The sequence below is a fragment of the Pantoea sp. Ae19-2 genome, from assembly GCF_059801205.1.
In genome coordinates this window covers 1,182,666-1,206,284 of the sequence record NZ_JBCHWE010000001.1, presented here as the reverse complement: position 1 = coordinate 1,206,284, position 23,619 = coordinate 1,182,666, and the positions used below count along the sequence as shown (strand labels likewise).

Below are 23,619 nucleotides of genomic sequence, written 5' to 3'. Positions count from 1 at the left end.
CCCCCTAAATGCGCAATCGTTTTCCTTTTACCTCCCTGCCCGGCAAAATTATGCGTTTCCGCACGCTTCAGCAATTTGTCAGGCGACGCTGGTCACGTTTCAGCTGCATCAATCAGCAGGCCATGCTGGAATGTGTAAACTCGCATTTAACCCTTCAGTAACATTGAGGTCACAAGATGAAGCCAGCAATTTTGGTGGTGGATGACGATCATGCCGTCTGCGATTTGTTGCAGGACGCACTCAGTGAACATGCGTTGTTGGTTTATCGCTGCCATCAGGGGAAAGATGCCCTGACGAGGGTGCGCGAACATCCGGATATTTCCCTGGTTATGCTTGATATGATGTTGCCCGACACCAACGGTTTACTGGTTTTGCAGCAGCTGCAGCGACTGCGGCCTGATATTCTCGTGATTATGTTGACGGGTATGGGTTCGGAATCGGAAATGGTGGTAGGCCTGGAGATGGGGGCGGATGATTATATTGCCAAGCCCTTTAATCCACGCGTTGTGGTTGCGCGGGCGCGGGCGGCTCTCCGGCGCAGCGGGCGCGTGGTGTTGCCGGAAACTGACCATGAGGGATGGCGCTTTAATGGCTGGCTGCTTGATGAAACGCGCTGCCAGTTGCTTAATCCGCAGCGAGAAACCGTGCCGTTAACGCAGGGTGAATATACCTTGCTGCGTGCGATGGTGCGGCACGCGCGTAAGGTCCTGACGCGTGACCAGTTGCTGGAACTCACCCATAGCGAAACGATGGACGTGTTTGACCGCACCATCGATGTGCTGATTATGCGGTTGCGGCGCAAAATCGAAGCAAATCCCCATCAGCCCGGCCTGATCCGCACGATTCGTGGGCTGGGTTATGTTTTCTCGGCGGACGTGGTCAAACCTGAAGGTTTGCGGCTCTCGACGCAAACGGCCTGAGCCATCCACTGCCGCATGTCGGTCAACGGGCGAATACCGTCGATTGCATTGGCCGCGCGCAAATTAAACCGGGCGCAGGTGTGCGCAAGTTGCAGCGTTGCCAGCATGTCATCCCCTTCATGGCTGGCATACAGTACGCCCGCACAAAATGCATCACCTGCGCCAACGCTGCCCACAATCTCGTCGGGTGCCAGCTGCCACGCAGGCTGCCAGATGCCTTCGCCGCCGACTTCCTGCCCCCATGCCCCTTCGGGCGCGTGTATCACCACGCGCTGACGTACCCCCTGCCCGGCCAGCCACTGCGCAGCCAGGGAAAAGGCTGCGGGTGGTTGAATACCGTTATCATCCCGCAAAACGACGCCAGACAACGCCTGGGCTTCCAGTTCGTTAATAACCAGGTAATCTAACCAGCGCAACGCAGGCAATACCTGTGGTCGGTAATCCCCGGCACGGGACGCCAGATCGAGCGAGGTAAAATAACCACGCTGCTGCATCTGGGCCAGCAAACGGGCGCTGCGCGTGCCGAATTCGCTGTCCGCGCCGTCCAGCGTTTCAAGCAACAGTAAATAGCCCAGATGAAAGATGCGCTGCGCATCGTCTACAGCGGCGAAATGCGTTCTGTCCAGCAGGGCATTTGCGCCAGGGGAAAAGAAAAACGTTCGTTGCCCGTCCGGTGCGGTCATCACCTGCGTCATCGCGGTGGGTTTATCGCAGGTACGTTGAACCCAGCGATGATCGATCTGCGACGCCTGCATGATAGCCAGCAGGTAATCACCGTCGGCGTCATTGCCCAGCAGGCCAATCGCCACCAGCGGAAGCTGACACTGCATGCGCGAAAGGGTAAGTAAAACATTCAGCGGTGCGCCGCCTGCCGCCTTTTCGCTATGCTGAACCTCAGCCAGCCAGCCCTGTTCCGGCCAGTGGCTAATACGATGAACGTAATCCACCAGCATCACGCCAGCGGCCAGAATGCCGCGCCGCGCCTCCATTTACGCCTGCCCTACGCTGCCGAAAATCTTCATCTGCTGCATCACGGTTTCACAAATTGCGTTCTCCACCGCCATCAGCAGTTCGGCAAACTCGTCATAGCGGGTGTTGCGTGAGGCCAGACTGCGTTCCACCGCGTCGAGTGCCGCCTGCGACATGCCGGTATAGAAGTTGATTTTATGGATGCCGAGTGAGATCGCCCGCCGGAAATCCGCGTCGCTGATGCCTGAGCCACCGTGCAGCACCAGTGGTACGCCGGTTTGCTCGCGAATAGCCGCCAGCCGGTCAAAGTCGAGTTTAGGCTCCCCTTTGTATTTCCCGTGGGCGTTACCGATAGCCACCGCCAGCGTATCAATGCCGGTTTCACGCACAAACTCAGCAGCCAGCCGTGGATCGGTAAATTTTTCGCTGTCGGCTTCGCCAAATAACGCGCCCCCTTCGTCTCCGCCCACCGCGCCCAGTTCTGCCTCAACCGACACGCCGACGGCATGTGCCGCTTTGACCACTTCACGCGTCTGGCGAATATTCTCTTCATAACTCAGCGTTGAGCCATCGAACATTACCGAGGTGAATCCCAGACGAATCGCCTGCATCACCGCCTCAAAGTGCAAACCGTGATCCAGGTTGAGCACCACCGGAATCGCGTGCTTCGCCGCTTCAAACTTTATCGCCTCAACCAGCTGGTCGAGCGTGACGTATTTAAAATGCACTTCCGCAATATTGATGATAAAAGGCGAGCGTTGCTGCTCTGCGGCCGCAAACAGCGCGCGCAGAAAATGCGTGTCCAGAACGTTAAAGGCGCCCAGCGCGTACCCCTGCTTCTGCGCATGGGCCAGCCCCTGTGCCAGAGAGATCAAAGCCATTATTCACTCCTCAGATTGAGCCAGTGGGAATAGTCGTTACAGAGCAGCCGGTGCGGTTCCTGATCCTCATCAAGGGCGTTAAAGCGCGCCAGCGGCGTTAAAAATACGTTATCGTTGTCATCATCGTTAGGCATCGAGACTTCGCCAACCAGCACATCGCCAAAGCCGTTTTCGCCCCAGAAGCTGTGCCAGACGCCGGCGATTAACGTCACGCTTTCGCCCGGAGACAGCCTGAGTTGCGAACCGGCCGCATGGGTTTGTGTGATGCCATCCAGCGATACCGTCACCGGCGAGTTCGCCTTCTCGTTGCCTTCACGGTTATACAGTTCGACGATCAGATTGCCGCCCCCGCGGTTGATGATGTCTTCCATTTTGCGGGGATGATAATGCATCGGCGTGACCTGCCCTTCACGCACGTGCATGACTTTTTCAGCATAAGGTTTGTGCCAGGGCTTGCCGCCCGGCGAGCCGTTGCGCAGCGTAAAGAGCGTCAGGCCGGTTTGCAGAAAATCATCGGCGCCAAAGCTTGTGAGGTCCCAGCCCAGCCGTAACGCGATAATTTCCTCAATGTCGCCCTGCTGCTGACGCCACTGACTGAGGTCGTAATCAGCCCAGGGCGGCAGATGGATATCCTGGCGTGTAAAAAAGTCCCGCGTGTTTTGCAAAAACACATTCACTTCGGAGCGTTGCATCGTCAGCTCTCCCGTTAAAGCGGCACCCGACGATGCCGCGCGCCGGTTTTATTTCACTGTCCAGCCCTTGTAGCTGCTGACGTTATTGCGATCGATTAATTTAACCGGGATCAGCACGGGTTTATCCGGTGCCGGTTTGCCCTGAAGGATGTCGTAACCAATCTCGACGGCTTTGGCTGCCATCACCTGCGGATCCTGGGCTGGCGTAGCGGCGAACAGCGAGTTCTTACGTTTCAGCGCTTCCTCACCATCCGGCGAACCATCCACGCCGACGATAAAGAACTCGTTACGCTGGGCCTGTTTTGCCGCCAAATCGGCACCGATCGCGGTCGGATCGTTAATGGCAAATACCGCGTCGATTTTTGGATTGGCTGACAGCAGGCCGGTCATCACTTCCAGCCCGCCTTCACGGCTGCCTTTGGCGTTCTGATTAGAGGAAAGCAGCTTAATGTCCGGATGGCGTTTCAATTCGGTCATGCAGCCTTCCACGCGGTTTTGTACGGCAGAGACCGGCGGGCCGTTGATGATCACCACATTGCCTTTGTCTTTCAGGCGATCGGCGATGTATTTACAGGCCATTTCACCCGCCTGGGTGTTATCAGAGGTGATGGTGGCGTTAGCGCCATCTGCGGCGACGTCGACCGCAACCACAACGATACCCGCATCACGCGCGCGCTTGACCGCAGGGGCAATCCCTTTTGAGTCGGCGGCATTCAGGATAATCATGTCCACTTTTGCCGCAATGAAGTTATCAATCTGTCCCACCTGCTGCCCGAGATCGTAGCCACTCGACACCAACGTGACTTTTACGTTATCCCCGGCCAGCTGACGCGCCTTCATCTCTGCACCTTTGGTGATCTGCACAAAGAATGGGTTAGCGAGGTCGCCTACCGTTACGCCAATCGATTTCAGTTCTTTTGCCTGAGCCACACCGGCACTGAGCAGCGTTGCCGCCAGCAGCCCGGTTACAATCGGATTAAAACGCATAGATCTTCTCCTGCTGTGATTTATCTGCCAACTGCTGAATGGCGCTTTGTTTGCTCTGCGCATGGGGGCTGTCAGCCCACATGATGACGAGTACGATATTTATCGATCAGGACGGCGATGATGATGACCGCACCTTTAATAACCAACTGCCAGAAGTAGGAGACGCCCATTAATGTCATGCCGTTATTCAGCGTGGCGATAATCAACGCCCCAATCAGCGTGCCGGTGATGGTGCCGATGCCGCCGACGAAACTGGTGCCGCCCAGAATCACCGCGGCAATGGCATCCAGCTCATAACCCACGCCCAGATTGCCGTTGGCGCTGTAGAGGCGCGAAGCACTCATCAGCCCGCCCAACCCCGACAGCAATCCGCTCATGCCGTACACAAATATCAGCACCAGGCCCACTTTGATGCCGGTCAGTCGCGCGGCCTGAATATTGCCGCCCACCGCATAGATATGAACGCCCAGCGTGGTGCGACGCAGAATGAACCAGCAAATCGCGATAACGGCGAACGCGATGACGATCAGCCAGGGCACCGGCCCCAGGTAGCCATTGCCTATCCACTCAAAGTTAATATCGGAATTGATCACCGTGGTGCCGTTGGCCAGCAGATAGGCCGCCCCGCGCAGTGCGGTATAGGTGCCGAGCGTGACGATAAACGGAGGCAGTCCGGCCCAGGCCACGAGAATGCCGTTAAACAATCCCATCACCAGCCCGGCGCCCAGCGCCATCGGAATAGTAAGCGACGCCAGCATCGGGTCCAGCGACGTCAGCAGCGCCACCACCGCCGTGGTGCCCAGCATCGAGCCCACGGACAAATCGATACCGCCCGTCAGGATGACAAAGGTCATGCCTGCGGCCAGCACGATATTGATGGAGGCCTGACGCGTAATGTTGAGCAAATTGGCTTCGGTAAAGAAGTTAGGCGTGACAAAACCAAAGACCGCCACGATTAAAATCAAAATCGGTAAAATGCCCACGGTCTGCATGATGTCGCCCATCAGAGCGCGTTTGGCCGTCGGTGGATTAACACGTGCCGTTTGTGTCATTGTTTTATCCTCATACTTCAAGCGGTGATGCGCTGTGCGCACCGGTTGCCAGCGTCATGATGTTTTCCTGAGTGATCGTATCGCCCGCCAGCTCTCCGGCGATGGCCCCCTCATGCATCACATAAACCCGATCGCTCATGCCAACAACCTCCGGTAATTCGCTGGAGATCATGAGAATGGCTACGCCCTGACGCGCCATTTCCTGCATCATGCGATAAATTTCGCTTTTCGCGCCGACGTCAACGCCGCGCGTTGGCTCATCCAGAATCAAAATACGGGGACCGATGGCGATCCAGCGGGAAATCAGCAGCTTTTGCTGGTTGCCCCCCGACAGGCCCCCCGCACGCACCAGCGCGTGGGGCACGCGAATATTGAGCGAGGAGATCGCTTCGCTGGCAATTTTCCGCGATTTCCCGCGGTTAAGCATGCCGTAGCGGGCATCACGCTCCAGCGTGGCCATGACGATGTTTTCCTGCGCGGCCATCTCCAGAAACAGCCCCTGCTCTTTACGGTTCTCGGTAAGAAAACCAATGCCGTGCGCAATCGCCTCACGTGGCGAGTGAATATCCACCTTCTGACCATCGATCCAGACGTCGCCCTGTTTAAGCCGGTGCACGCCAAAGATCAGCTGCGCCAGCTCGCTCCGTCCCGCGCCCACCAGGCCGGCCAGGCCGACGATTTCGCCCGCCCGAACCTCAAGGCTGCTGGGATGCACTTTGTCGCCGTCGGACAGATGATTGACAGCCAGCCGGACGGCCCCGCGCGCGATCGTGCGATCTTTATTGAACAAGTCGCTGAGCGGCCGCCCCACCATCATGCGCACCAGCTCGCTGGCATTCAGATTGTCGCGCGTCAGGCTGCCGACATACTGCCCGTCACGCAGCACGCTGACGCGATCTGACAGCTCATACACTTCCGCCATACGATGACTGATGTAAATAATGGCCATGCCTTCGCTACGCAGGCGCTTGATCAGGGCAAACAGTTGTTCGGTTTCACGGTTCGAGAGTGCGGCAGTCGGCTCATCCATCACCAGAATCCGGCTGTTACGGTGTAAGGCGCGCGCAATTTCCACCTGCTGCTGCTCAGCAATACTCAGCCTGCTGACTTTGTCGGTGGCGCTAAACTGCGCGCCCAACCGGTTGATCACCTGCTGCGCCTCATCCGCCATCTGATGACGTTTCACCATGCCTGCACGGGTAATTTCACTGCCCAGAAAGATGTTTTCCGCCACGGTAAGATTGGGCGCCAGATTGATTTCCTGATAGATCAGCGTGATTCCGGCGGCTAACGCCTCTTTAGGGCCTTTCAGCTGCCAGGGTTTGCCATCAATTAGCACCTCGCCGCTGCTGGCAGCATAGGCCCCCGCCAGGATCTTCATCAGGGTGCTTTTACCCGCGCCATTTTCGCCCATCAGGGCATGGACCTCACCGGGATACACCGTGAGATCCACCCCTTTCAAGGCGTAAAAATTACCAAAGCGTCGGGTGATCTCGCGCATTTCGAGTATCGGCTTTGCTGTCATCTACCCGCTCCTGCTGGTTATGGATAGCAGCGAGTTAAGCAGTGTCAGATAAATGGAAAATGTCAGAGGCCATTCATATTTGTCATATTTCGCCTCGCCCTCACTCCTATACTCGGCTCATCGTCGCACGAGCGGAGAGTCTTTATGCAACGCAGTTCACCGTGGCAGGTCGGGGCGCGCGGTCGCCTGTTGCTGTCTCATTTATTGGTGGTGTGCGTCACCTTAATGGTGAGCGTGGTGGCGGTGACCAGTTTTCGCCATGCGGGCACCATTCAGGCCCAGGCCCAGGCGCAGACGCTGGCTGATATGAACGGCAGCCTTGCCCTGGCGCGCGATACCTCCAATGTGGCCATCACGGCAGTGCGGTTGTCCCAGGTGGTCGGTGCGCTTGAGTATCAGAGCGAATCACGACGTTTACAGCAGAACCAACAGGCCCTGCAGCACTCACTCTCTTTACTGGCGAGCACGCCACTTGCCGCGCGTGAGCCTGAGCGCGTGGCGCGCCTGCGTGCGCGTAGCCTGATGCTTGAGCAGTCGGTGAGTATGCTGTTGCGTCAAGGCCATGAACGCCATTTACAGCGCAACAGGGTGCTAAGCGGCTTGTGGCAGTCACAACTGCTGCTTGAACGCATTAATGATCTGACACAGCGCGACGGCATCAACGCACCCGATTTAACGCTGCGCCAGCAAACCGGCAGGCTACTGGATATCGCGATTCGCACGCCGTCATCGACGGCGGTCATCGAGCACCTGCAACAGGTGATGATGCAATGGCGCAGCGTGGTCGCGCCAGGTGCACTGGGCGACAATGTACAGCAGTTGCTGGAAACACAGCGCGGCCTGGTCCCGTTGGCCGCAGAGCTGGAGGAGAGTGACCTGGCGATTGCCTATGCGACTTACCGTATCAAGGCGCTGGTGGCGGCGCTGAATGATGACATTACCGCTTACGTCCAGCAGGTCGCGCAGCAAACGGAAAGGCGTAACATCGCCACCCATCATCAACTCGACTCGGTTAGCGGCTTTATCATGCTGTCTGCCCTGCTGGCGCTGGCCATCACCCTCTATACCGGGTACTACATTTACCGCAATCTGGGCTCCAGTCTTACCGCCATTGCCGGTGCGATGACCCGGCTGGCACAGGGAGAGCAGAACGTCAGCGTGCCGGGATTACAGCGTCGGGACGAACTGGGTGAACTGGCGCGCGCGTTTAACGTTTTTGCGCGAAATACCGCCTCTTTGGCCCAGACTTCTCGCCTGCTAAAAGAAAAAAGCACCCAACTGGAGTCAACCTTCCTGGCCATGCGTGACGGTTTTGCCCTGTTTGATAACAGCGGAGAACTCGTGGTATGGAATGCGCAGTATCCGACGCTGCTGGGCATCGCTCCCCGCGATCTGCATCGCGGTTTGCACTATCAGCACTTGCTGGCGCCGCTTAATGTGCAGTTGCACGATTTAGCGGAACCCCAGGAAGTGAGGCTGGCAGACGGCCGCACGCTGGAACTGCGTTTCAGCCCTGTACCACGGCGCGGAATGGTCAATACGGTGCTGGAGCGCACTTCGCGTAAGGTGCTGGAAGAGGCGCTGGTGCACAGTCAGAAAATGAAAGCGGTGGGCCAGTTGACCGGCGGCATCGCCCATGATTTTAATAACCTGCTGGCCGTTATCATCGGCAGCCTGGCGTTAACCGAGGGGCAACTGGCACCCGGCCCCGTCGCCAGCCGGATTGAACGAGCCCGCCAGGCGGCGGACAGAGCGGCACTTCTGACCCAACGGCTGCTGGCCTTTTCACGCAAACAAACCCTGAATCCCCACGCGGTTTCCGTGGTGACATTGATCGAGAATCTGCAGGGGCTGCTTCAGCATTCGCTGCTGCCCGGTCAGCATCTGATCATTGACGCCCAGCGCCCCGGCTGGCCGGCCTGGATAGATGCCAGCCAGCTGGAGAATGCGGTGATGAATTTGGTGGTCAATGCCAGGGATGCGATGGGTGGCCAAAGCGGCGAAATCCGCCTGCGCATCTGGAATCAGCGGCGAAGCGAGCAAGGGGAAAAACGTGACCGGGTGACCATCGAAGTGATCGATCACGGCTGCGGCATGTCCGACGAGGTGCGTGCTCAGGTGTTCGAACCCTTCTTCACCACTAAGACCACCGGAACCGGGAGCGGGCTGGGACTGTCGATGGTGTACGGCTTTGTCCGCCAGTCGGGTGGACAGGTGGAGCTGGAAACGGCCCCCGGTCAGGGCACAACGGTGCGGCTGTTGCTGCCGCGCGCGCCCGATGCCGCAGCCGCCCGGCCCCCCGTCCCTGCCCCGTCTCACCCCGCGGCTGCAGACGATCGTCTGATTCTGGTACTGGATGATGAACCGGCGGTGCGGCAAACCCTGTGCGAGCACCTGCATCAACTCGGCTATCTGACGCTGGAGTGCGCGACCGGCGAAGAGGCGCTGGCGCTGTTGCACCAGACACCCGATATCGATCTGTTAATCAGCGATTTGATGTTGCCCGGTGAGATAAACGGCGCAGAGGTCATTCGTCAGGCGCAGCAAAAGTGGCCACAGCTGGCAACCTTGCTGATCAGCGGCCAGGACCTGCGCCACCAGCCCGTTACGCTGCCGCTGTGTGAGCGGCTGGCGAAACCCTGGCAGGCGGCACAGTTGGTGGAGGCGCTGCAGCGCGCCTGGCAGCGGAGTGCAAGGCTTAATCGTGCCCGCCAGGCTGCCACAACGGCACCGGTTTCCCAATGATATAACGCTTACGCAGGCGGCTTGAGATGGCATCCATGATCATCACCACGACCACCAGAATCAACGTCAGGAACATCACCACATCCCAGTTCCACAGACGCATATTCTCAGCATAAACCAGGCCGACACCGCCTGCGCCAACAAAGCCGAGCACCGCTGCTGAGCGAGTATTCGACTCGATTTGGTAAAGGCTGAGCGCCAGAAACTGCGGAAACGACTGGGTGAAGATGCCGAAACGGTGTTTCTGCAAGCTGTTCGCCCCCAGTGCACCCAGCCCACGACTCGGGGAACGCTCCACCGCTTCATGTCCTTCCGAATAGAGCTTACCTAACAGGCCAACGTCCTGCAGGATAATCGCCAGCACCCCGGCTAACGGCCCCATGCCGACGGCACGCACAAAGATCAGGCCCCAGATCGCCATATCAATGCCGCGCAGCATGTCGAACAGGCGGCGCATCAGGAAAGCAATCGGTCTGGCAACTTTATCGTGCATCACATTACGCGCCGCCAGAAAGGACAGCGGCAGCGCCAGCAGCGTGGCGGTTATCGTGCCGGCAAACACGATCGCCAGCGTAATCCCGACCTGAGAGAAATAGTAGCCAAAGGGCCAGTTGGCAAAGTCTTGCCAGACAAACATACGCAAAAAATAGCGTCCCAGCTGCTGGCAGCCAACCAGCAGGCGGCCCCACTCGATACCGTAGACCATAAAGAAAAAGACGTAATAAAGCACCAGCGCCAGCGCCAGCATGGCCAGACGGCGCAGATAGCGGTGCTGCGCAGCGAAGAGTTCATGATGCTGCTGCTTCATCGCCGTGATATTCGGCGCGAGAGTAACCATATTTATTCCTCCACGACACGGCGGCGCAGGCGGCCAGAAACCGTATCCAGTAACGACACGACAATCAGAATCAACAGCAGCGTCATGCTGACCTGATCGAAGCGATCCAGCTTAATGTTGGTCATTAACTCCTGGCCGATCCCGCCTGCCCCGACCAGCCCCAGAATGGTCGATGAGCGGAAGTTAACCTCCAGGCGCATAAAGCTGTAAGACAAAAAGGTGGGTTTGACCTGGGGCCAGAACGCAAAGCGCATCCGTTGCAGCTTGCTGGCTCCGCAGGCCGCCAGCCCGCGTACCGGCTTATCCGACGCCGATTCGATGGCTTCATAAAACAGTTTGGTCAGGCTACCGATAGTATGCAGGGCCAGGGCCAGAAAGCCGGGAATCGCCCCAATGCCAAACGCCATCACAAACATTACCGCCCATGCCAGTTCAGGCATGGTGCGTAAAAATGCGACAAAGGCGCGAATGCCCATGCGCAGGCTGGCGGGCGTTTGCGTATTATCGGCCGCAAAAAACGCCAGGATACCGGCAATCACCACGGCAACCAGCGTGGAGGCCAACGCCAGCTGCAGGGTTTCCCAGATCAGCGGCAGCTGAATATTCAGACGATAGCCCCAGTAGGCCAGCGACCCTTCCGTTTTGCCATCGGCAAACAGGAGCGGCAGATGCAAAACGGGCATGATTTCACGGATATAATCAAAAAAGTGCGGCAACGACTGCCAGATGGTCACCAGATTGAACTCTGCCATATTGGCCGCCGCCAGATAAATCACGACCAGCACCAAAGACCAGATGAGCGAGTCACGCTTCTGTTGGCGGCGGATACGTTGATAATAGCGTTCGAAGTCGGTCACGTGAGGTGTCTCAGATTGATGTGTTACAAAGCCATCCAGGCAAGGTTGACGCGCAGACTAGCCCGCCGGTGAGGTCGTGCCGCCCCCTTATTCAGGGCGGCACGATGGCTGCAAGCAAACTGCCCTGCCGTTAGCCGCGCGCGCCTTTCATCAGCTCGCGTTTCATATCGATGATGTTCTGGAAGTCCGCTACCGAGGTCTTGCCAATGTGCTGCTGGCCCCCTACGGCTTTGGTGAAACAGGCGTGATCGTCTTTATCCAGTTTTTTGATCGCGGCGATGACTTTCGCTTTGAAATCCGCTGGCAGTTTATTGCTCACCAGGATAGGACCGTTAGGAATTAACGGCGACTGCCAGATAATCCGAATCTGTTTCATCAGGTCCGGATGGTCCATGCGGATCAGGCGGCCAAAGGCACCCGAGGTGTAGCCCGTGTTGTAATCACCGACCATAGAGGTCCAGGTCACCGCGCCGTCGAACTGATTATTCAGCACGCCCAGGATGTCCTGCTCATGACCACCTGAAAAGGTCACGCTTGAAAAGAAGTTGTTGTATTTATTGTCGATGTTGCCGCCAAACATTTTCTTAAACGCCTGGTTTGGCACGAGGAAACCGGACGTGGAATCGGGATCCGCCATACCAAAAGATTTGCCTTTGAGATCTTCCAGCTTCTTATAAGGGCTGTCGGCTTTCACAATCACCACGGAGTGATAACCGCGAGACTGATCTTTGTCATCCACCACAATGCCCACTAAATCGACGGCCTTAGGATCCTGAATATACACGGACGCATACGAGGAGGGAGACATACTCAATACCAGATCCACTTTACCGCCCAGCAGCCCCTGAATCACGCCGGAATAGTCTGAAGAGTTGCGGATTTTGGTATCCACGTTCAGTTCTTTATCAAAGAACGTTTTCACACACTGGTTATCACCAATCTGCTGAGTCGCGTTCTGACCGCCCAAAATACCCAGATTCAGCTCTTTTGGTGCGTCCGCTGCGTTAACGCCAAAGGTAAGCAATGCTGTAGTCAATAACGCGAAAGCTTTCATTTTCATTAGCCTTGTTCTCTTGCTGTGATAGTTAGTGGATCTGGTTAAATTCGTCGCCGTACAGCTGATGCAGCAAGCCGTCGGTAAGTGCGGAAGGATGACCGTCGAACAGCACCACACCGCGCTGAATACCTATCACGCGCGTGCAGTAACTTTTTACTAATTCAATCGAGTGCAGATTCACCATCACGCTGATGCCCTGATCGCTGACCTGACGCAATACATCCATAATACGGGTGGTATTTTTAGGATCGAGCGAGGCAACGGGTTCATCCGCTAACAGAATTTTGGGGTTCTGCATCAGCGCCCGACAAATCGCTACGCGCTGCATTTGACCGCCGGAGAGGTTTTCGGCGCGCTGTAACGCCTGCGGTAGCATGTTCATCCACTCAAGCAGTTGAATGGCGCGGGCGCGATCGGTGTCAGAGAACACTTTGAAAAACGATTTCAGCGTAGAGGTCTGGCTGAGACGCCCCAACAGCACGTTGGTCAGCACATCAAGGCGAGGCACCAGGCAGAAATCCTGAAAGATCATGCCGCACTGGGTGCGCCATTCACGCATCTGGCGGCTGCTGAGATTCACCACATCGCGATCGGCTTCGCTGTGGTGCAGGCTGACGATGGCGCCCTGTGAGGCGGAGATTGTGCCATTCAGCATGTGCAGCAGCGTCGATTTGCCTGCGCCAGAGCGACCGATTACCGCCACCAGTTCACCCGCATGCAAATCGAAACTGACATTATCGAGGACTTTGTTGTTACCGTAAGCTTTGCTCAGTCCCTGAACAGATAACACTTTTTGCCCGCCTGACTGGGTCAATGACGAGACGTTATCGACCACCGTTTTAAGCAGTGCCTGTGCCATGATGTTCTCCGTTATTGCAGTTTACGTTCTGTACCCGCGCCCCATTAACCCATCTGGTCGGTACTGTCTGGCGAGAGTCATTATCTTGCGTTTGTGGCTCACGCCGCCGGAACCTGACGAGAGACCGCTATATTAAGAACACGGGGGATGAAGGCTGTATTACGGTTAGATGATTAAACTGTGACAGGCAAATCGGCACCCAGAGACAGCGACAAGCCGTCACAGGCTGCCCGAACCCCATCGGGTAAGGCGTGCTCTGCCAGCCAGTTATCCATGTGATGGCTCAGATGAATCAGCCAGGCCTGGTGCGGTTTCAGTTCATCAATGATGTTTAGCGCGGCGGTCAAATCGTTATGATTGCGTCCGCCCTGCCCGGGGGGATCGTTACAGTCTACCAGCAGGTGATCCAGCCGTTGTCCACGCAGGAAATCGGCGGTGTCCGGCGGCAGACCGCAGGTATCGCACAGCCAGGCCAGACGCGATCCATGCCAGTCAAACAGATAGCCGTGGGTCAGTCGTGAATGTTGGAGCGGCAGTGGTGTCACCTGTAATTCACCGAACTGATGTGCCACGTAAGGCGTTAAAGCGGGGCGGAAATCCAGCAGTCCGGGATGCTTAAACAGGTCATCGCAGCCCTTGTCGTCCGGCGGTCCCCACACAGGAATAGATTCGCCTTCGCCCCAGCGCAGAATGAACAGCCCCTGCACATGGTCCATATGATAATGAGTCAGCAAAATTCGGTTAATTTCGCCAGGCTGAAAGCGCTCGGCCAGCAATGGCAAACCGGCATCCAGTAAAATACGTTCGCGTCCGGCCTCAATTAACGCGCTGGTGGGCGCGCGGCGATAGCGGGAAGCGTCGCGGGCGCGCAAACAGGCATGACAGTCACAACCGAACACCGGCGCGCCTGTCACACCGCCGGTACCAAGCAAGGTCAGTTTCATGGGAATTCCGCCAGCAACTGTCGTAACTGTTGTACCGTATCCACCAGCGCACCATCATTGTTTAGCCGCAGGCAGCCCTCTGGCTGATGTTGTGCCGCGCGCGCCAGTCGTTGAACGATCTCCTCTTCACTCTCACGTCCCCGCTGTCGTAAACGCGCGGCCAGCACCAATGGCGAAACCTCAATACACAGCGGCAACAGCCGTGCGCCGTAACGCGCACGAACCTGTTCCAGATGCTGACGGGAGCCGTTTACCAGCACGTTCTGCCCGCACGCCAGCCAGCCATCGATTTCACTCCCGATACCGTAATGAAAACCGTGGGCCTGCCAGCTGACCGCAAATAACCCCAGCGCCTTGCGCCGGATAAACTCCGCTTCCGTCAGAGCCACGTGGTTTTCGCCCCCCACATCGTGAGGGCGGGTGATATAGCGGTGCGCAATCAGCAGGCCGTCAGGCGGCGCCTCGCGCAGCAGGTCCAGCAGGCTGTCCTTTCCTGAGCCGGACGGGCCGATGAGCCAGATAAGCCGGGCCATCAGTACACCTGCCGGCCTTTGCTCCAGACATGGCGGATGTGGGGATGACCATGTTGGGTATGCGCCAGTACCAGGTCCGCGCGGCAGCCTTCCGTAATCACGCCACGATCCTCTAGCCCCAACGCGCGCGCCGGATTACAGGTGACCAGCGCAACAGACTGGGACAGTGACAGCGTGTTCCGCTCATCCGCCGCTAAGCGGAAGGCCGCATCCAACAGGCTACCGGGATAATAGTCCGATGACAGAATATCCAGCATTCCGTGTGATGCCAGCTCCCAGGCGGCTACGTTACCAGAGTGCGAACCACCGCGAACAATATTCGGTGCGCCCATTAACACCTGCATGTTGCAATAACGTGAGGCCTTCGCCGCCTCCAGCGTGGTGGGGAATTCAGCTATGGCGCTGCCCACGCCGTGCGACTCTTCCACGTGCGCTTCGGTCGCATCATCGTGGCTGGCAATCGCAATACCATGATCCCGGCACAGCGCGGCAATCGCCAGGCGGTTGGGCTGTGACCACTCTCTAGCCAGCGCCAGCTGATCGCGCTCAAACTCGTCCATCTGCTCGTCATTGAGCTGATATTTTCCCTGATAGTACTCGCGATACTTTTCTAGCGATGCGTACTGGCGCTGCCCCGGTGAATGGTCCATCAGCGACACCAGCGACAATTCTGGTGAGGAGATGAGCGCCTCAAACAGCGGCAGCGTGGTGTGATGCGGCAGTTCGCAGCGCAGATGTAATAAATGCTCGGCGCGGTTGAGCCCCTTGCGGTTACTGTCACGAATCGCGCCAATCATTTTGCTGAGATTTTCCAGCCGGTGCCCCCCATCGCGTACATCACCTACACCGATGGCATCCAGCACGGTGGTGATGCCGCTGGCCACCATCAGCGCATCGTGGCTGCTCATGGCGGAATGGGCCGGCCAGTCAACCTTAGGCCGCGGGGTGAAGAACTTATCCAGGTTGTCCGTGTGCAGCTCGACCAGGCCGGGCAACAGAAACGCGCCCTCTCCGTCCAGCGCGCCGGCGAGCTGGCTGGCGGTTTCGCTAAAGTTCGTAATGCGGTCTTCACGAAACTCCAGCGATCCCTCTACCACTTCGTTTTCCAGCACCAGCTTTACATTATTGATGATCATGCTTCTGCCCCTGTTTTGAAGGGCTGCATCACGTGCAGGCGATCGGCCACACGCTCCCGCACCGCTTCATCATGAAAAATACCGACAATGGCCGCGCCACGCGCGCGCGCCTGTTCAATCAAACTCACGACTGCGGCGCTGTTAACGCTGTCGAGCGATGCCGTAGGCTCATCCAGCAGCAGCACGGGATAATCGGCAATAAAGCCACGGGCGATGTTGACGCGCTGCTGCTCTCCACCGGAGAACGTCGAGGGTGCCAGGGACCAGAGGCGTTGCGGGACATTGAGCCGGGTCAGCAGATCTTTGGCGCGCGCTTCGCAGAAGCTGCGCTCAACGCCGCGTTCCAGTAACGGCTGCATGACGATCTCCAGGGTCGGCACGCGCGGGATGACCCGCAGAAACTGACTGACCCAGCCGATGGTATCCCGGCGAATGGCAATAATCTGGCGGGCGGGTGCCTGTGCCATATCGACCCATTCGCCCAGATGCTGCACCCAGATACTGCCGCTGTTGGCCTGATAGTTGCCATACAGGGCACGGAGCAGAGTCGATTTTCCGCTGCCCGAATGCCCGTGCAGCACCACGCATTCGCCCTCACTGACTTCCAGGCTGGCATCCTGCAGCACCGGCAGAGCCGCCCCGTTCTGATTGTGCAGCACAAAGGTTTTGCACAAATTTTCCACGCGCAGTTGCGTCTTCATAGTCGCTGTCGCCATTAGTTAAGCACCGATGAAACCAGCAGTTGCGTATAAGGATGATGCGGATCATCCAGCACGCGGTCCGTTAAACCACTTTCCACGACCCGGCCCTGCTTCATGACCAGCAGCCGATGCGCCAGCAGGCGCGCCACGCCCAGATCGTGGGTCACAATGATCACCGCCAGATTCAGTTCGCGCACCAGCGTACGCAGCAGGTCCAGCAGTCGCGCCTGCACCGAGACGTCCAGCCCGCCTGTGGGTTCATCCATAAACACCAGTTTCGGCTGGGTCACTAAATTGCGGGCGATTTGCAGACGCTGCTGCATGCCGCCGGAAAACGTCGTCGGCAGGTCATCGATACGGTTCGCTGCGATTTCCACCGCCTGCAGCCAGTGACTCGCCTCGGCGCGGATCTCGCCATAGTGACGGTGGCCGACGGCCATTAGACGTTCACCGATATTGCCGCCCGCCGTGACCTGAGGACGCAGTCCTTCCAGCGGATGCTGGTGTACCACGCCCCACTCCGTGCGCAGTAAGCGGCGACGGTCGCTTTCGCTCATCTGGTAAAGATCGCGCTGCAGGTAATGAATTGCGCCTGCCTGCGGGGCCAGCCGGGCAGACAGGCTGCGCAGCAACGTGGTTTTACCCGAACCGGACTCTCCCACAATCCCCAGCACCTCGCCCGGGTAGAGATCAAAGCTGACCTCTTCGAAACCTTTGCCCGGTGCGTAAAGGTGCGTGAGGTTATTGACCGCGAGCAGCGGTTGTTCACTGTGCATGTTGTTGTTCCTGCTGCTGGTGGCAAAAATCGGTATCTGAGCACACAAACATGCGCGTTCCCTGATCGTCCATCACTACCTCGTCCAGATAGCTGTGACGCGATCCGCACAGCGCACAGGGTTCGTCCCACTGCTGCACGGTGAAGGGATGATCGTCGAAGTCGAGGCTTTCAACTTTGGTGTAAGGCGGCAAGGCATAGATGCGCTTCTCGCGTCCGGCACCAAACAGCTGCAGGGCGGGCATCATGTGCATCTTCGGGTTATCGAATTTGGGAATCGGCGACGGATCCATCACATAGCGATCGTTGACCTTCACCGGATAGGCATAGGTGGTGGCGATGTGGCCGAAACGGGCGATATCTTCGTACAGTTTGACCTGCATGATGCCGTACTCTTCCAGCGCATGCATGGTGCGGGTTTCCGTCTCGCGCGGCTCAATAAAGCGCAGCGGCTCGGGAATTGGCACCTGAAAAATCAGGATCTGATCTTCTTCCAGCGGGGTTTCCGGAATACGGTGACGCGTCTGAATCAGCGTGGCATCCACCGTGCGTTCCGTGGTGGCCGCGCCGCTCACTCGCTGGAAGAAACGGCGGATGGAGACGGCGTTGGTCGTATCGTCCGCGCCCTGGTCGATGACTTTCAAAACGTCTTTGTCGCCAATGACGCTGGCGGTGATTTGAATCCCGCCGGTGCCCCAGCCGTAAGGCATCGGCATTTCGCGTCCGGCAAAGGGCACCTGATAGCCGGGAATCGCCACCGCTTTTAAGATGGCGCGCCGGATCGTGCGTTTGGTTTGCTCGTCAAGGTAGCCGTTGTTATAGCCGCTGAGTTCAGCCATTTTGCTGCTCCTGATAGTCCTGACGCAGACGTTTCAGCAGTTCCAGTTCCGCCTGGAAATCGACGTAGTGCGGCAGTTTTAAGTGGGAAACAAAGCCCGCGGCTTCAACGTTATCCGCATGCGACAGAACAAATTCCTCATCCTGCGCCGGGCTGGTGATACGTTCATTGTGCTCGCGCGTCTGTAAGGCGCGATCCACCAGCGCCATGGACATGGCTTTACGCTCTGCCCGACCAAAGACCAGTCCATAGCCGCGCGTGAAGTGCGGGGCGCTTTCCCCATCGTGGGTAAAGCCGTTGACCATTTCACACTCGGTCAGCAGCATTTCCCCAATCTCCAGCTCAAATCCCAGTTCTTCCGGGCAAACGCTGACGCTGACATAACCGGTCCGGATTTCTCCGGCAAACGGATGGGTTCGGCCATAGCCGCGCTGGGTGGAATAGCCCAGCGACAGCAGAAAACCTTCATCGCCGCGCACCAGCTGTTGCAGTCGTGCGGCACGGGAGGCGGGAAAGCCCATCGGCTCTCGGGTGATGTCGGTGGGTTCGCTGCCGTCGTCGCTTTCACGCGCTGCTAAGCCTTCGTCGCTCATCATGCTGAACATGTGCGGGCAGTGTTCGGGCAGCGCCTGCTCGCTGCGCGGCGGCAGAGGCGTTTCCCCGTTAGCCATCAGGGTAAAGTCCAGCAGCCGGTGGCTGTAGTCATAGGTTGGGCCTAAAACCTGACCGCCAGGCAAATCCTTATAAACCGCGGAGATACGCCGCTCGATCCGCATGTTGCCGGTGTCCAGCGGCGTGCTTTGCGCCAGGCGAGGCAGGGTTGTGCGATAGGCGCGCAGTAAAAAAATGGCCTCAACCAGATCGCCGCTGGCCTGTTTAATGGCTAACGCCGCCAGCGCGGGATCGTAAATGCCGCCTTCGGTCATCACACGATCTACCGCCAGGCCAAGCTGCTGCGCGATCTGGTCGCAGGATAACTCCGCGACCGCACGGTCGCCCCGACGCAGATCGGCCTGAAGATGATGGGCATTGGCAATGGCTTTTTCGCCCCCTTTAACCGCTACGTACATGAGCACACCTCAACATGGGTTGTCCGTGGCACCGCCATCATCGCTTCGCCACAGGTAAAGATGAGATCCACGCCCTGAGGGAACGGATGCGGTCGGGCGCGCAGGTATTCGAGCACGCTTTCCGGCAACTGGGGCGCAATGGCGCGCGCTTCACGCAGGCCCGGGCCAGACAGCCGTAGCGCCAGCCCACCGTTCAGTGCGGGCACCTCAATAATCAACGTGGTGCTTTTTTCCGGTGCCAGATTGTCGCCTGCGGCGAAGTCTGCAGGATTGGGCTGAGCGGTCGCGTGGCTGAGCGCAAAGGCTGCGTCATTGCTGTCGGTAAGGGGCGCACCAGTATGGAAACGCAGGTTATCGCGCAGTTCCTGATTATCGACCTGGGGATCCAGCCACAGCGGGCTTTCCTGATCCACCAGCGTCAGCAGCACGGCGGTGGCGGCAGGCGAAAGTGCGCCCCAGCCCTGTTCCAGCGGCAGGGAAACCATCACGCCAGGCTCGCTCATGGCTTTCAGGATGCGGCGGAAGGCGTGCTGCGCGTCCGCAACCGGGTGATTAAAACTTGCCAGTAAAGTCATTCATTGTCTCCGCGTACCAGCGTAAAGAAGTCCACTTTGCTGCTGGCGATTTCACGTGCGCGCAGCTGACGCTGCTCTTCACGTGAGGCCGCCAGCGGGATAATCATTTTTTCCTGCAGCAGTTCAGCGGTGTCGGCCTGTTGCAACAGGGCATCCATCAGGGCGCAGCGTTCGGCATGGGCTTTATCCCGGCCGAGCAGATAGCTGTAACCCAGGGTGCCGTCGTTCAGCCGCACCACCGCACGCGTCACGGTGGCATCGCCCACCACAAAGCGTTTGCCGGTGGCGCCCATGCGGGCCTGCAGACGCGTCAGGCCAATCTCGGCCGGGCGAATCAGGGTAAATTCGGGCTTGAGGTTGAGCGGCTGCCAGTACGCGTCAAGCTCGGCTGCGCTGCTGTGTGCCAACACCGAAAGCCAGTGCTGGCGGGCCGTTTGCTGTTTCATTAATGCTCCAGAGTGAGTTCGATCATGTCGCCACGCGTGAGGCTGACGGAGTATTCCGCCATCGCGCCATCGGTGGTTTTATTCAGCGTCCGCACGCACAAAAGTGGAGAGTGCAGCGCGATTTCCAGTTGCTTACACTCTTTGGCCTGGGCCCGGCGGGTGCTGATGCGCGTCTGGCTGCGTACCAGCTGCTTACCGGTGTGCTGCTGCAGATAGTCATGAAGTGAGCCGCTGTTAAAGCGCTGCAGCTGTGGCCACCAGCTGAGATCGGCAAGGAAGTGGTTGATCAGGCAGACCGGCAGGCCATTTACACGGCGAAGGGTTCGCAGGTGAATAACGTTATCGCCTTCACTGACGCCAAGCGCGGCGGCCACGTCGGCACTGGCCGGGCGCAGCACCGCCAGCAGACGTTCACTGGTGGGATCGCTGCCCTGCTCCATCAGGTTCTGGCTGAAGCGAGCCTGAGCGTGTAACGGATAGTCGTAGGGGCGCATCAGCACTAAAATGCCGACGCCATGGCGACGCTGCAGCAGGCCCTTGTTCACCAATTCGTCTACCGCCCGACGCAGCGTGTGGCGGTTCACCGCATAGTGATCGGCCAGCTGCTGCTCAGAGGGTAAATAGTCACCGCTGCGGTAACGTTCCTGAACAGCCTGCTCCAGTTGCGCGGCAACAGCCTGATAGACAGTGGTCGGATGTCTGGATAACTCCATCACAATTAAATCCTCACATCAGTAGAGGGATTTCACAGCGAAGATGCTGCGGGATGGAAACAGAGTGACGGGATCAGATGACAGCGAGGTGACGAGACGGTGACGTAAAAATGAATTTGCGCCAGCCTGTCCCGCGCAGGGCGACAGGCTGGCAGAACAGCCCGTTAAGGCTGACCGAGCGTGTCCAGCAGCGCGGCAGAGGTGGCAACGGCACCAAAGATGCCGCCCTGCATGTGGATCATGCTCAGCGCGGCTTCATGATGGCGTTGCTCTGTGGCGGCACAACAGTCGGACAAAACCAGGCACTCATATCCGCGATCGTTGGCCTCTCTCAGTGTCGTATGAACACATACATCCGTCGTGATACCGGTAATAATTAAATTCCGAATGCCGCGACTGCGTAAGACCAGCTCAAGGTCTGTGGCATAAAAGGATCCTTTACCGGGCTTATCAATGATCACTTCTCCTGCTAAGGGGGCGAGCTCGGGGATAATCTCCCAGCCCGGCTCACCGCGCACCAGGATACGGCCGCACGGCCCTGCACTGCCGATCTCCGCCTGCATCCTGGCCGAACGCCAGCGCTTGTTTGCCGGTAAGTCACTCAGGTCCGCGCGATGCCCTTCCCGGGTGTGAATGATGGGAAACTGAAGCGCACGCATACGTGCCAGTAACACTTTAAGGGGTTCGACAGGCGCACGCGTCAGGCCAATGTCGTAGCCCATCCTGTCAACGTAGCCCCCCGGGCCGCAAAAATCGGTTTGCATATCAATGACGAGGAGAGCCGTGTCGGCCGGACTAAAATGGCCATCAAACGGCCAGGCATAAGGGGTGGAATTCACACTGTACTCAGGCATTGTTCTTCTCCAGTCGCGGCGTGGGGGAACGTAATTTAATAATCAGGGTGTAGCTGAGTGCGGCCGTCACCAGACCGATGACCGCTTCGCCAAACTGGGGGAACGCCAGATGCGCGACGACCGCGCACAGGCTTCCCAGCGCCCAGGCCGCAAAAGCCGCGCCATGGAAGCGTTGCGCCGGGCGCTGTTCACTCAGCTTTGCCATAAAAATCAGATCAACAATCATGACCGCACCAAACGGCGGCACCACCACGCCCAGCAGACTCAGCCACTCGAGAAAATATGACCAGACGCCTGCCAGTGCCAGCAGACCGCCGATGGCGCCAAGAATCAGGGTCCAGCGGCGCATCTTGCTGTTAAAAAGATGGCTAAACCCGACTGCACCGTTATAAAGACAGTGCGTACATACCGAGCCAAGGTTGATAAACACAAACAGGAAAGCCACCAGGGTCAGGACATCACCATGGCCCATCAGCATGGGCAGAAAGTTGCCGCCGTTGGTCAGCGGATCGACCGCCGCGCCAACCGAAACGATAATCACGCCAAACAGATAGGCGATCAGATTCGCGACCGGAAAGGCCGAAAAGGCGGCAATGACCGCAGCACGTCCACTCTTCGACCAGCGGGTGAAATCGGCGGTCATGGTGCCGGAATCGGCAAAACCCGCCACCACCATGGTGACCGCCGTGCCCATGCTCATGGCCCCCGCCACCGCCGGGCTGCCTTTCCAGTGAAACATGCTGGAAAATTCATGCGTCTGCCCCACGAAGTACAGCGCGACAAACCCCAGAATCACAAACATCGGCGCAGCAATCATGCCCAACACCGACAAGGCGCGCACGCCCAGGAAGGTCACGGCCGTAAACAGCACCATGGCAAATGCTGTCACCGACAGGGCATTCCAGCCGAAGGTCTCATGAATCACCGTACCGGTCAGTCCGGTCTGAAAGGCGTACCAGCCAATCACCACGGTCGAGAGGAAGCCCGACACAAGGATGTAACCTTTGCTGCCAAAGGTTCTTTTCGCCTGCAGGGCAAAGTTCATACCGGTGTTACCGGCAAACCAGCTCAGCGCACCGACGTAGGCAAACAGCACCAGATTGCCCATCACAATCGCCAGCAGCGCAGGCCAGAAGCCAAGGTGCCAGGTGATGATGCCGCCAAACAGCGCATTCGTGAGGATCATAGGAAAACCAAACCAGACGGCCGAAACCGACCGGGTCGGATGGCGATGTGAGAGCGGCACGGGTTCGTGCTCAAACTCCTGTTCTAACGTTGGGGAAGCCTGTTTTTTCATTTGTCAGTTCCTGGTCAATGTCAGTCCACGGGTAGCCGCGTTGGGGCACTGTTTTTCATCCTGTACTCGCCATCGTTATGACGAAAAACGTGCCGTATCGCCGCCGACATGTGTGCATTGCGTGGCGTTGATGTGCCGCCTTGCCGGGGTGTTAATCCGTTTTCCACGCCTGTGTTCTACTGGATAGGGCTTACAGGACAGAAACTGCATGAAGCATGCCAGGAATCGCCACCGCGACGTCATGGGGCGTGAATGCCTGTCGGGATACGGCCTTGGATACAAGATCGAATTCTTATGATAAGACGCGCTGAACCCCCGGCAGCGTCACGGCGGTTCAGGGCACGCTTGTGGGGCA

The 23,619-nt window shown here is 58.0% G+C and carries 24 protein-coding genes; 2 read left to right on the top strand and 22 right to left on the bottom strand.

The genetic code is table 11. The features are described 5' to 3' along the window. Window positions 1–176: 176 nt before the first annotated feature. Window positions 177–920: a response regulator gene (locus AAIE03_RS05525; RefSeq protein WP_207806633.1), complete on the top strand. Its 744-nt coding sequence runs from the start codon at window positions 177–179 to the stop codon at window positions 918–920. Here AAIE03_RS05525 and AAIE03_RS05520 read toward each other — a convergent pair. The 6 genes from AAIE03_RS05520 to AAIE03_RS05495 all read right to left on the bottom strand — a co-directional run bounded on the left by AAIE03_RS05520 (window position 857) and on the right by AAIE03_RS05495 (window position 7,026). Further along, window positions 857–1,909, bottom strand: a complete 1,053-nt coding sequence (locus AAIE03_RS05520; protein ID WP_042676784.1) for a carbohydrate kinase family protein — start codon at window positions 1,907–1,909, stop codon at window positions 857–859. The genes AAIE03_RS05525 and AAIE03_RS05520 overlap by 64 nt on opposite strands. Beyond that, window positions 1,910–2,770, bottom strand: coding sequence for a ketose 1,6-bisphosphate aldolase (locus tag AAIE03_RS05515; RefSeq protein WP_014593996.1), 861 nt, complete (start codon window positions 2,768–2,770; stop codon window positions 1,910–1,912). It lies immediately after the preceding gene. Beyond that, the gene (locus AAIE03_RS05510; RefSeq protein ID WP_028715286.1) at window positions 2,770–3,462 is read right to left on the bottom strand and encodes a D-lyxose/D-mannose isomerase; all 693 of its coding nucleotides are present in this window, start codon (window positions 3,460–3,462) and stop codon (window positions 2,770–2,772) included. Before AAIE03_RS05510 ends, AAIE03_RS05515 begins: the two co-directional genes overlap by 1 nt. A gap of 48 nt (window positions 3,463–3,510) precedes the next feature. Next, window positions 3,511–4,449, bottom strand: coding sequence for an ABC transporter substrate-binding protein (locus AAIE03_RS05505; protein WP_013026261.1), 939 nt, complete (start codon window positions 4,447–4,449; stop codon window positions 3,511–3,513). Between the two features lie 71 nt (window positions 4,450–4,520). Beyond that, window positions 4,521–5,501: an ABC transporter permease subunit gene (locus AAIE03_RS05500; protein WP_028715287.1), complete on the bottom strand. Its 981-nt coding sequence runs from the start codon at window positions 5,499–5,501 to the stop codon at window positions 4,521–4,523. Between the two features lie 10 nt (window positions 5,502–5,511). Continuing rightward, complete coding sequence (locus AAIE03_RS05495; RefSeq protein ID WP_014605513.1) at window positions 5,512–7,026, bottom strand: sugar ABC transporter ATP-binding protein; 1,515 nt, start codon at window positions 7,024–7,026, stop codon at window positions 5,512–5,514. A gap of 144 nt (window positions 7,027–7,170) precedes the next feature. Here AAIE03_RS05495 and AAIE03_RS05490 point away from each other — a divergent pair, with 144 nt between their 5' ends. After that, a complete protein-coding gene (locus tag AAIE03_RS05490) occupies window positions 7,171–9,771 on the top strand; it encodes an ATP-binding protein (protein ID WP_126843525.1) in 2,601 nt (866 codons plus the stop codon). On the opposite strand, the gene phnE (AAIE03_RS05485) is transcribed toward AAIE03_RS05490, so the two are convergent. From phnE (AAIE03_RS05485) to AAIE03_RS05410, 16 genes are all read right to left on the bottom strand, one after another. Continuing rightward, the gene (gene phnE, locus AAIE03_RS05485; protein ID WP_498562857.1) at window positions 9,725–10,609 is read right to left on the bottom strand and encodes a phosphonate ABC transporter, permease protein PhnE; all 885 of its coding nucleotides are present in this window, start codon (window positions 10,607–10,609) and stop codon (window positions 9,725–9,727) included. The genes AAIE03_RS05490 and phnE (AAIE03_RS05485) overlap by 47 nt on opposite strands. Window positions 10,610–10,611: 2 nt before the next feature. After that, entirely contained in the window at window positions 10,612–11,466 is an 855-nt protein-coding gene (gene phnE / locus AAIE03_RS05480) for a phosphonate ABC transporter, permease protein PhnE (RefSeq protein ID WP_013026266.1), read from the bottom strand. A 130-nt stretch (window positions 11,467–11,596) separates the two neighbouring features. Further along, window positions 11,597–12,526: a phosphonate ABC transporter substrate-binding protein gene (phnD, locus tag AAIE03_RS05475; protein WP_013026267.1), complete on the bottom strand. Its 930-nt coding sequence runs from the start codon at window positions 12,524–12,526 to the stop codon at window positions 11,597–11,599. Between the two features lie 25 nt (window positions 12,527–12,551). Next, window positions 12,552–13,382 (bottom strand): phosphonate ABC transporter ATP-binding protein, encoded by an 831-nt coding sequence (gene phnC / locus AAIE03_RS05470; protein WP_498562856.1) that lies wholly within the window; start codon window positions 13,380–13,382, stop codon window positions 12,552–12,554. A gap of 173 nt (window positions 13,383–13,555) precedes the next feature. Continuing rightward, window positions 13,556–14,326: a phosphonate metabolism protein PhnP gene (phnP, locus tag AAIE03_RS05465; RefSeq protein WP_498562855.1), complete on the bottom strand. Its 771-nt coding sequence runs from the start codon at window positions 14,324–14,326 to the stop codon at window positions 13,556–13,558. After that, window positions 14,323–14,859 (bottom strand): ribose 1,5-bisphosphokinase, encoded by a 537-nt coding sequence (gene phnN / locus AAIE03_RS05460; protein ID WP_014594005.1) that lies wholly within the window; start codon window positions 14,857–14,859, stop codon window positions 14,323–14,325. The genes phnP and phnN overlap by 4 nt, the downstream gene beginning before the upstream one ends. Then, a complete protein-coding gene (gene phnM / locus AAIE03_RS05455) occupies window positions 14,859–15,995 on the bottom strand; it encodes an alpha-D-ribose 1-methylphosphonate 5-triphosphate diphosphatase (protein WP_022623346.1) in 1,137 nt (378 codons plus the stop codon). Before phnM ends, phnN begins: the two co-directional genes overlap by 1 nt. Then, a complete protein-coding gene (gene phnL / locus AAIE03_RS05450; RefSeq protein WP_013026272.1) occupies window positions 15,992–16,711 on the bottom strand; it encodes a phosphonate C-P lyase system protein PhnL in 720 nt (239 codons plus the stop codon). Before phnL ends, phnM begins: the two co-directional genes overlap by 4 nt. Then, on the bottom strand, window positions 16,711–17,472 hold the full coding sequence (gene phnK / locus AAIE03_RS05445; protein ID WP_014594006.1) for a phosphonate C-P lyase system protein PhnK: 762 nt from the start codon (window positions 17,470–17,472) through the stop codon (window positions 16,711–16,713). The genes phnL and phnK overlap by 1 nt, the downstream gene beginning before the upstream one ends. Beyond that, the gene (locus AAIE03_RS05440; RefSeq protein ID WP_013026274.1) at window positions 17,462–18,310 is read right to left on the bottom strand and encodes an alpha-D-ribose 1-methylphosphonate 5-phosphate C-P-lyase PhnJ; all 849 of its coding nucleotides are present in this window, start codon (window positions 18,308–18,310) and stop codon (window positions 17,462–17,464) included. Before AAIE03_RS05440 ends, phnK begins: the two co-directional genes overlap by 11 nt. After that, window positions 18,303–19,379 carry a carbon-phosphorus lyase complex subunit gene (locus tag AAIE03_RS05435; RefSeq protein WP_022623348.1) on the bottom strand — a complete coding sequence of 359 codons (1,077 nt, stop codon included), beginning with the start codon at window positions 19,377–19,379 and terminating at the stop codon, window positions 18,303–18,305. Before AAIE03_RS05435 ends, AAIE03_RS05440 begins: the two co-directional genes overlap by 8 nt. After that, entirely contained in the window at window positions 19,370–19,954 is a 585-nt protein-coding gene (gene phnH, locus AAIE03_RS05430; protein WP_013026276.1) for a phosphonate C-P lyase system protein PhnH, read from the bottom strand. The genes AAIE03_RS05435 and phnH overlap by 10 nt, the downstream gene beginning before the upstream one ends. Then, a complete protein-coding gene (phnG, locus tag AAIE03_RS05425; protein WP_013026277.1) occupies window positions 19,951–20,400 on the bottom strand; it encodes a phosphonate C-P lyase system protein PhnG in 450 nt (149 codons plus the stop codon). Before phnG ends, phnH begins: the two co-directional genes overlap by 4 nt. Continuing rightward, the gene (phnF, locus tag AAIE03_RS05420; RefSeq protein WP_015700005.1) at window positions 20,400–21,113 is read right to left on the bottom strand and encodes a phosphonate metabolism transcriptional regulator PhnF; all 714 of its coding nucleotides are present in this window, start codon (window positions 21,111–21,113) and stop codon (window positions 20,400–20,402) included. The genes phnG and phnF overlap by 1 nt, the downstream gene beginning before the upstream one ends. Before the next feature lie 164 nt (window positions 21,114–21,277). Then, window positions 21,278–21,967: a biuret amidohydrolase gene (gene biuH / locus AAIE03_RS05415; RefSeq protein ID WP_014594012.1), complete on the bottom strand. Its 690-nt coding sequence runs from the start codon at window positions 21,965–21,967 to the stop codon at window positions 21,278–21,280. After that, a complete protein-coding gene (locus AAIE03_RS05410) occupies window positions 21,960–23,264 on the bottom strand; it encodes a purine-cytosine permease family protein (RefSeq protein ID WP_014594013.1) in 1,305 nt (434 codons plus the stop codon). Before AAIE03_RS05410 ends, biuH begins: the two co-directional genes overlap by 8 nt. Window positions 23,265–23,619: the final 355 nt, after the last annotated feature.

Excerpts from the sequence above, each read along its gene's own strand:
- AAIE03_RS05510 (WP_028715286.1), bottom strand. The coding sequence starts at position 3,462 with ATGCAACGCTCCGAAGTGAATGTGTTTTTGCAAAACACGCGGGACTTT.
- phnK (WP_014594006.1), bottom strand. The coding sequence starts at position 17,472 with ATGCACAGTGAACAACCGCTGCTCGCGGTCAATAACCTCACGCACCTT.
- biuH (WP_014594012.1), bottom strand. The coding sequence starts at position 21,967 with ATGCCTGAGTACAGTGTGAATTCCACCCCTTATGCCTGGCCGTTTGAT.
- phnC (WP_498562856.1), bottom strand. The coding sequence starts at position 13,382 with ATGGCACAGGCACTGCTTAAAACGGTGGTCGATAACGTCTCGTCATTG.
- phnP (WP_498562855.1), bottom strand. The coding sequence starts at position 14,326 with ATGAAACTGACCTTGCTTGGTACCGGCGGTGTGACAGGCGCGCCGGTG.
- AAIE03_RS05410 (WP_014594013.1), bottom strand. The coding sequence starts at position 23,264 with ATGAAAAAACAGGCTTCCCCAACGTTAGAACAGGAGTTTGAGCACGAA.
- AAIE03_RS05525 (WP_207806633.1), top strand. The coding sequence starts at position 177 with ATGAAGCCAGCAATTTTGGTGGTGGATGACGATCATGCCGTCTGCGAT.
- phnD (WP_013026267.1), bottom strand. The coding sequence starts at position 12,526 with ATGAAAATGAAAGCTTTCGCGTTATTGACTACAGCATTGCTTACCTTT.
- AAIE03_RS05500 (WP_028715287.1), bottom strand. The coding sequence starts at position 5,501 with ATGACACAAACGGCACGTGTTAATCCACCGACGGCCAAACGCGCTCTG.
- AAIE03_RS05515 (WP_014593996.1), bottom strand. The coding sequence starts at position 2,770 with ATGGCTTTGATCTCTCTGGCACAGGGGCTGGCCCATGCGCAGAAGCAG.
- AAIE03_RS05435 (WP_022623348.1), bottom strand. The coding sequence starts at position 19,379 with ATGTACGTAGCGGTTAAAGGGGGCGAAAAAGCCATTGCCAATGCCCAT.
- AAIE03_RS05505 (WP_013026261.1), bottom strand. The coding sequence starts at position 4,449 with ATGCGTTTTAATCCGATTGTAACCGGGCTGCTGGCGGCAACGCTGCTC.
- phnH (WP_013026276.1), bottom strand. The coding sequence starts at position 19,954 with ATGACTTTACTGGCAAGTTTTAATCACCCGGTTGCGGACGCGCAGCAC.
- phnE (WP_498562857.1), bottom strand. The coding sequence starts at position 10,609 with ATGGTTACTCTCGCGCCGAATATCACGGCGATGAAGCAGCAGCATCAT.
- phnM (WP_022623346.1), bottom strand. The coding sequence starts at position 15,995 with ATGATCATCAATAATGTAAAGCTGGTGCTGGAAAACGAAGTGGTAGAG.
- phnF (WP_015700005.1), bottom strand. The coding sequence starts at position 21,113 with ATGGAGTTATCCAGACATCCGACCACTGTCTATCAGGCTGTTGCCGCG.
- phnN (WP_014594005.1), bottom strand. The coding sequence starts at position 14,859 with ATGGCCCGGCTTATCTGGCTCATCGGCCCGTCCGGCTCAGGAAAGGAC.
- AAIE03_RS05520 (WP_042676784.1), bottom strand. The coding sequence starts at position 1,909 with ATGGAGGCGCGGCGCGGCATTCTGGCCGCTGGCGTGATGCTGGTGGAT.
- phnG (WP_013026277.1), bottom strand. The coding sequence starts at position 20,400 with ATGAAACAGCAAACGGCCCGCCAGCACTGGCTTTCGGTGTTGGCACAC.
- AAIE03_RS05495 (WP_014605513.1), bottom strand. The coding sequence starts at position 7,026 with ATGACAGCAAAGCCGATACTCGAAATGCGCGAGATCACCCGACGCTTT.
- AAIE03_RS05440 (WP_013026274.1), bottom strand. The coding sequence starts at position 18,310 with ATGGCTGAACTCAGCGGCTATAACAACGGCTACCTTGACGAGCAAACC.
- phnL (WP_013026272.1), bottom strand. The coding sequence starts at position 16,711 with ATGGCGACAGCGACTATGAAGACGCAACTGCGCGTGGAAAATTTGTGC.
- AAIE03_RS05490 (WP_126843525.1), top strand. The coding sequence starts at position 7,171 with ATGCAACGCAGTTCACCGTGGCAGGTCGGGGCGCGCGGTCGCCTGTTG.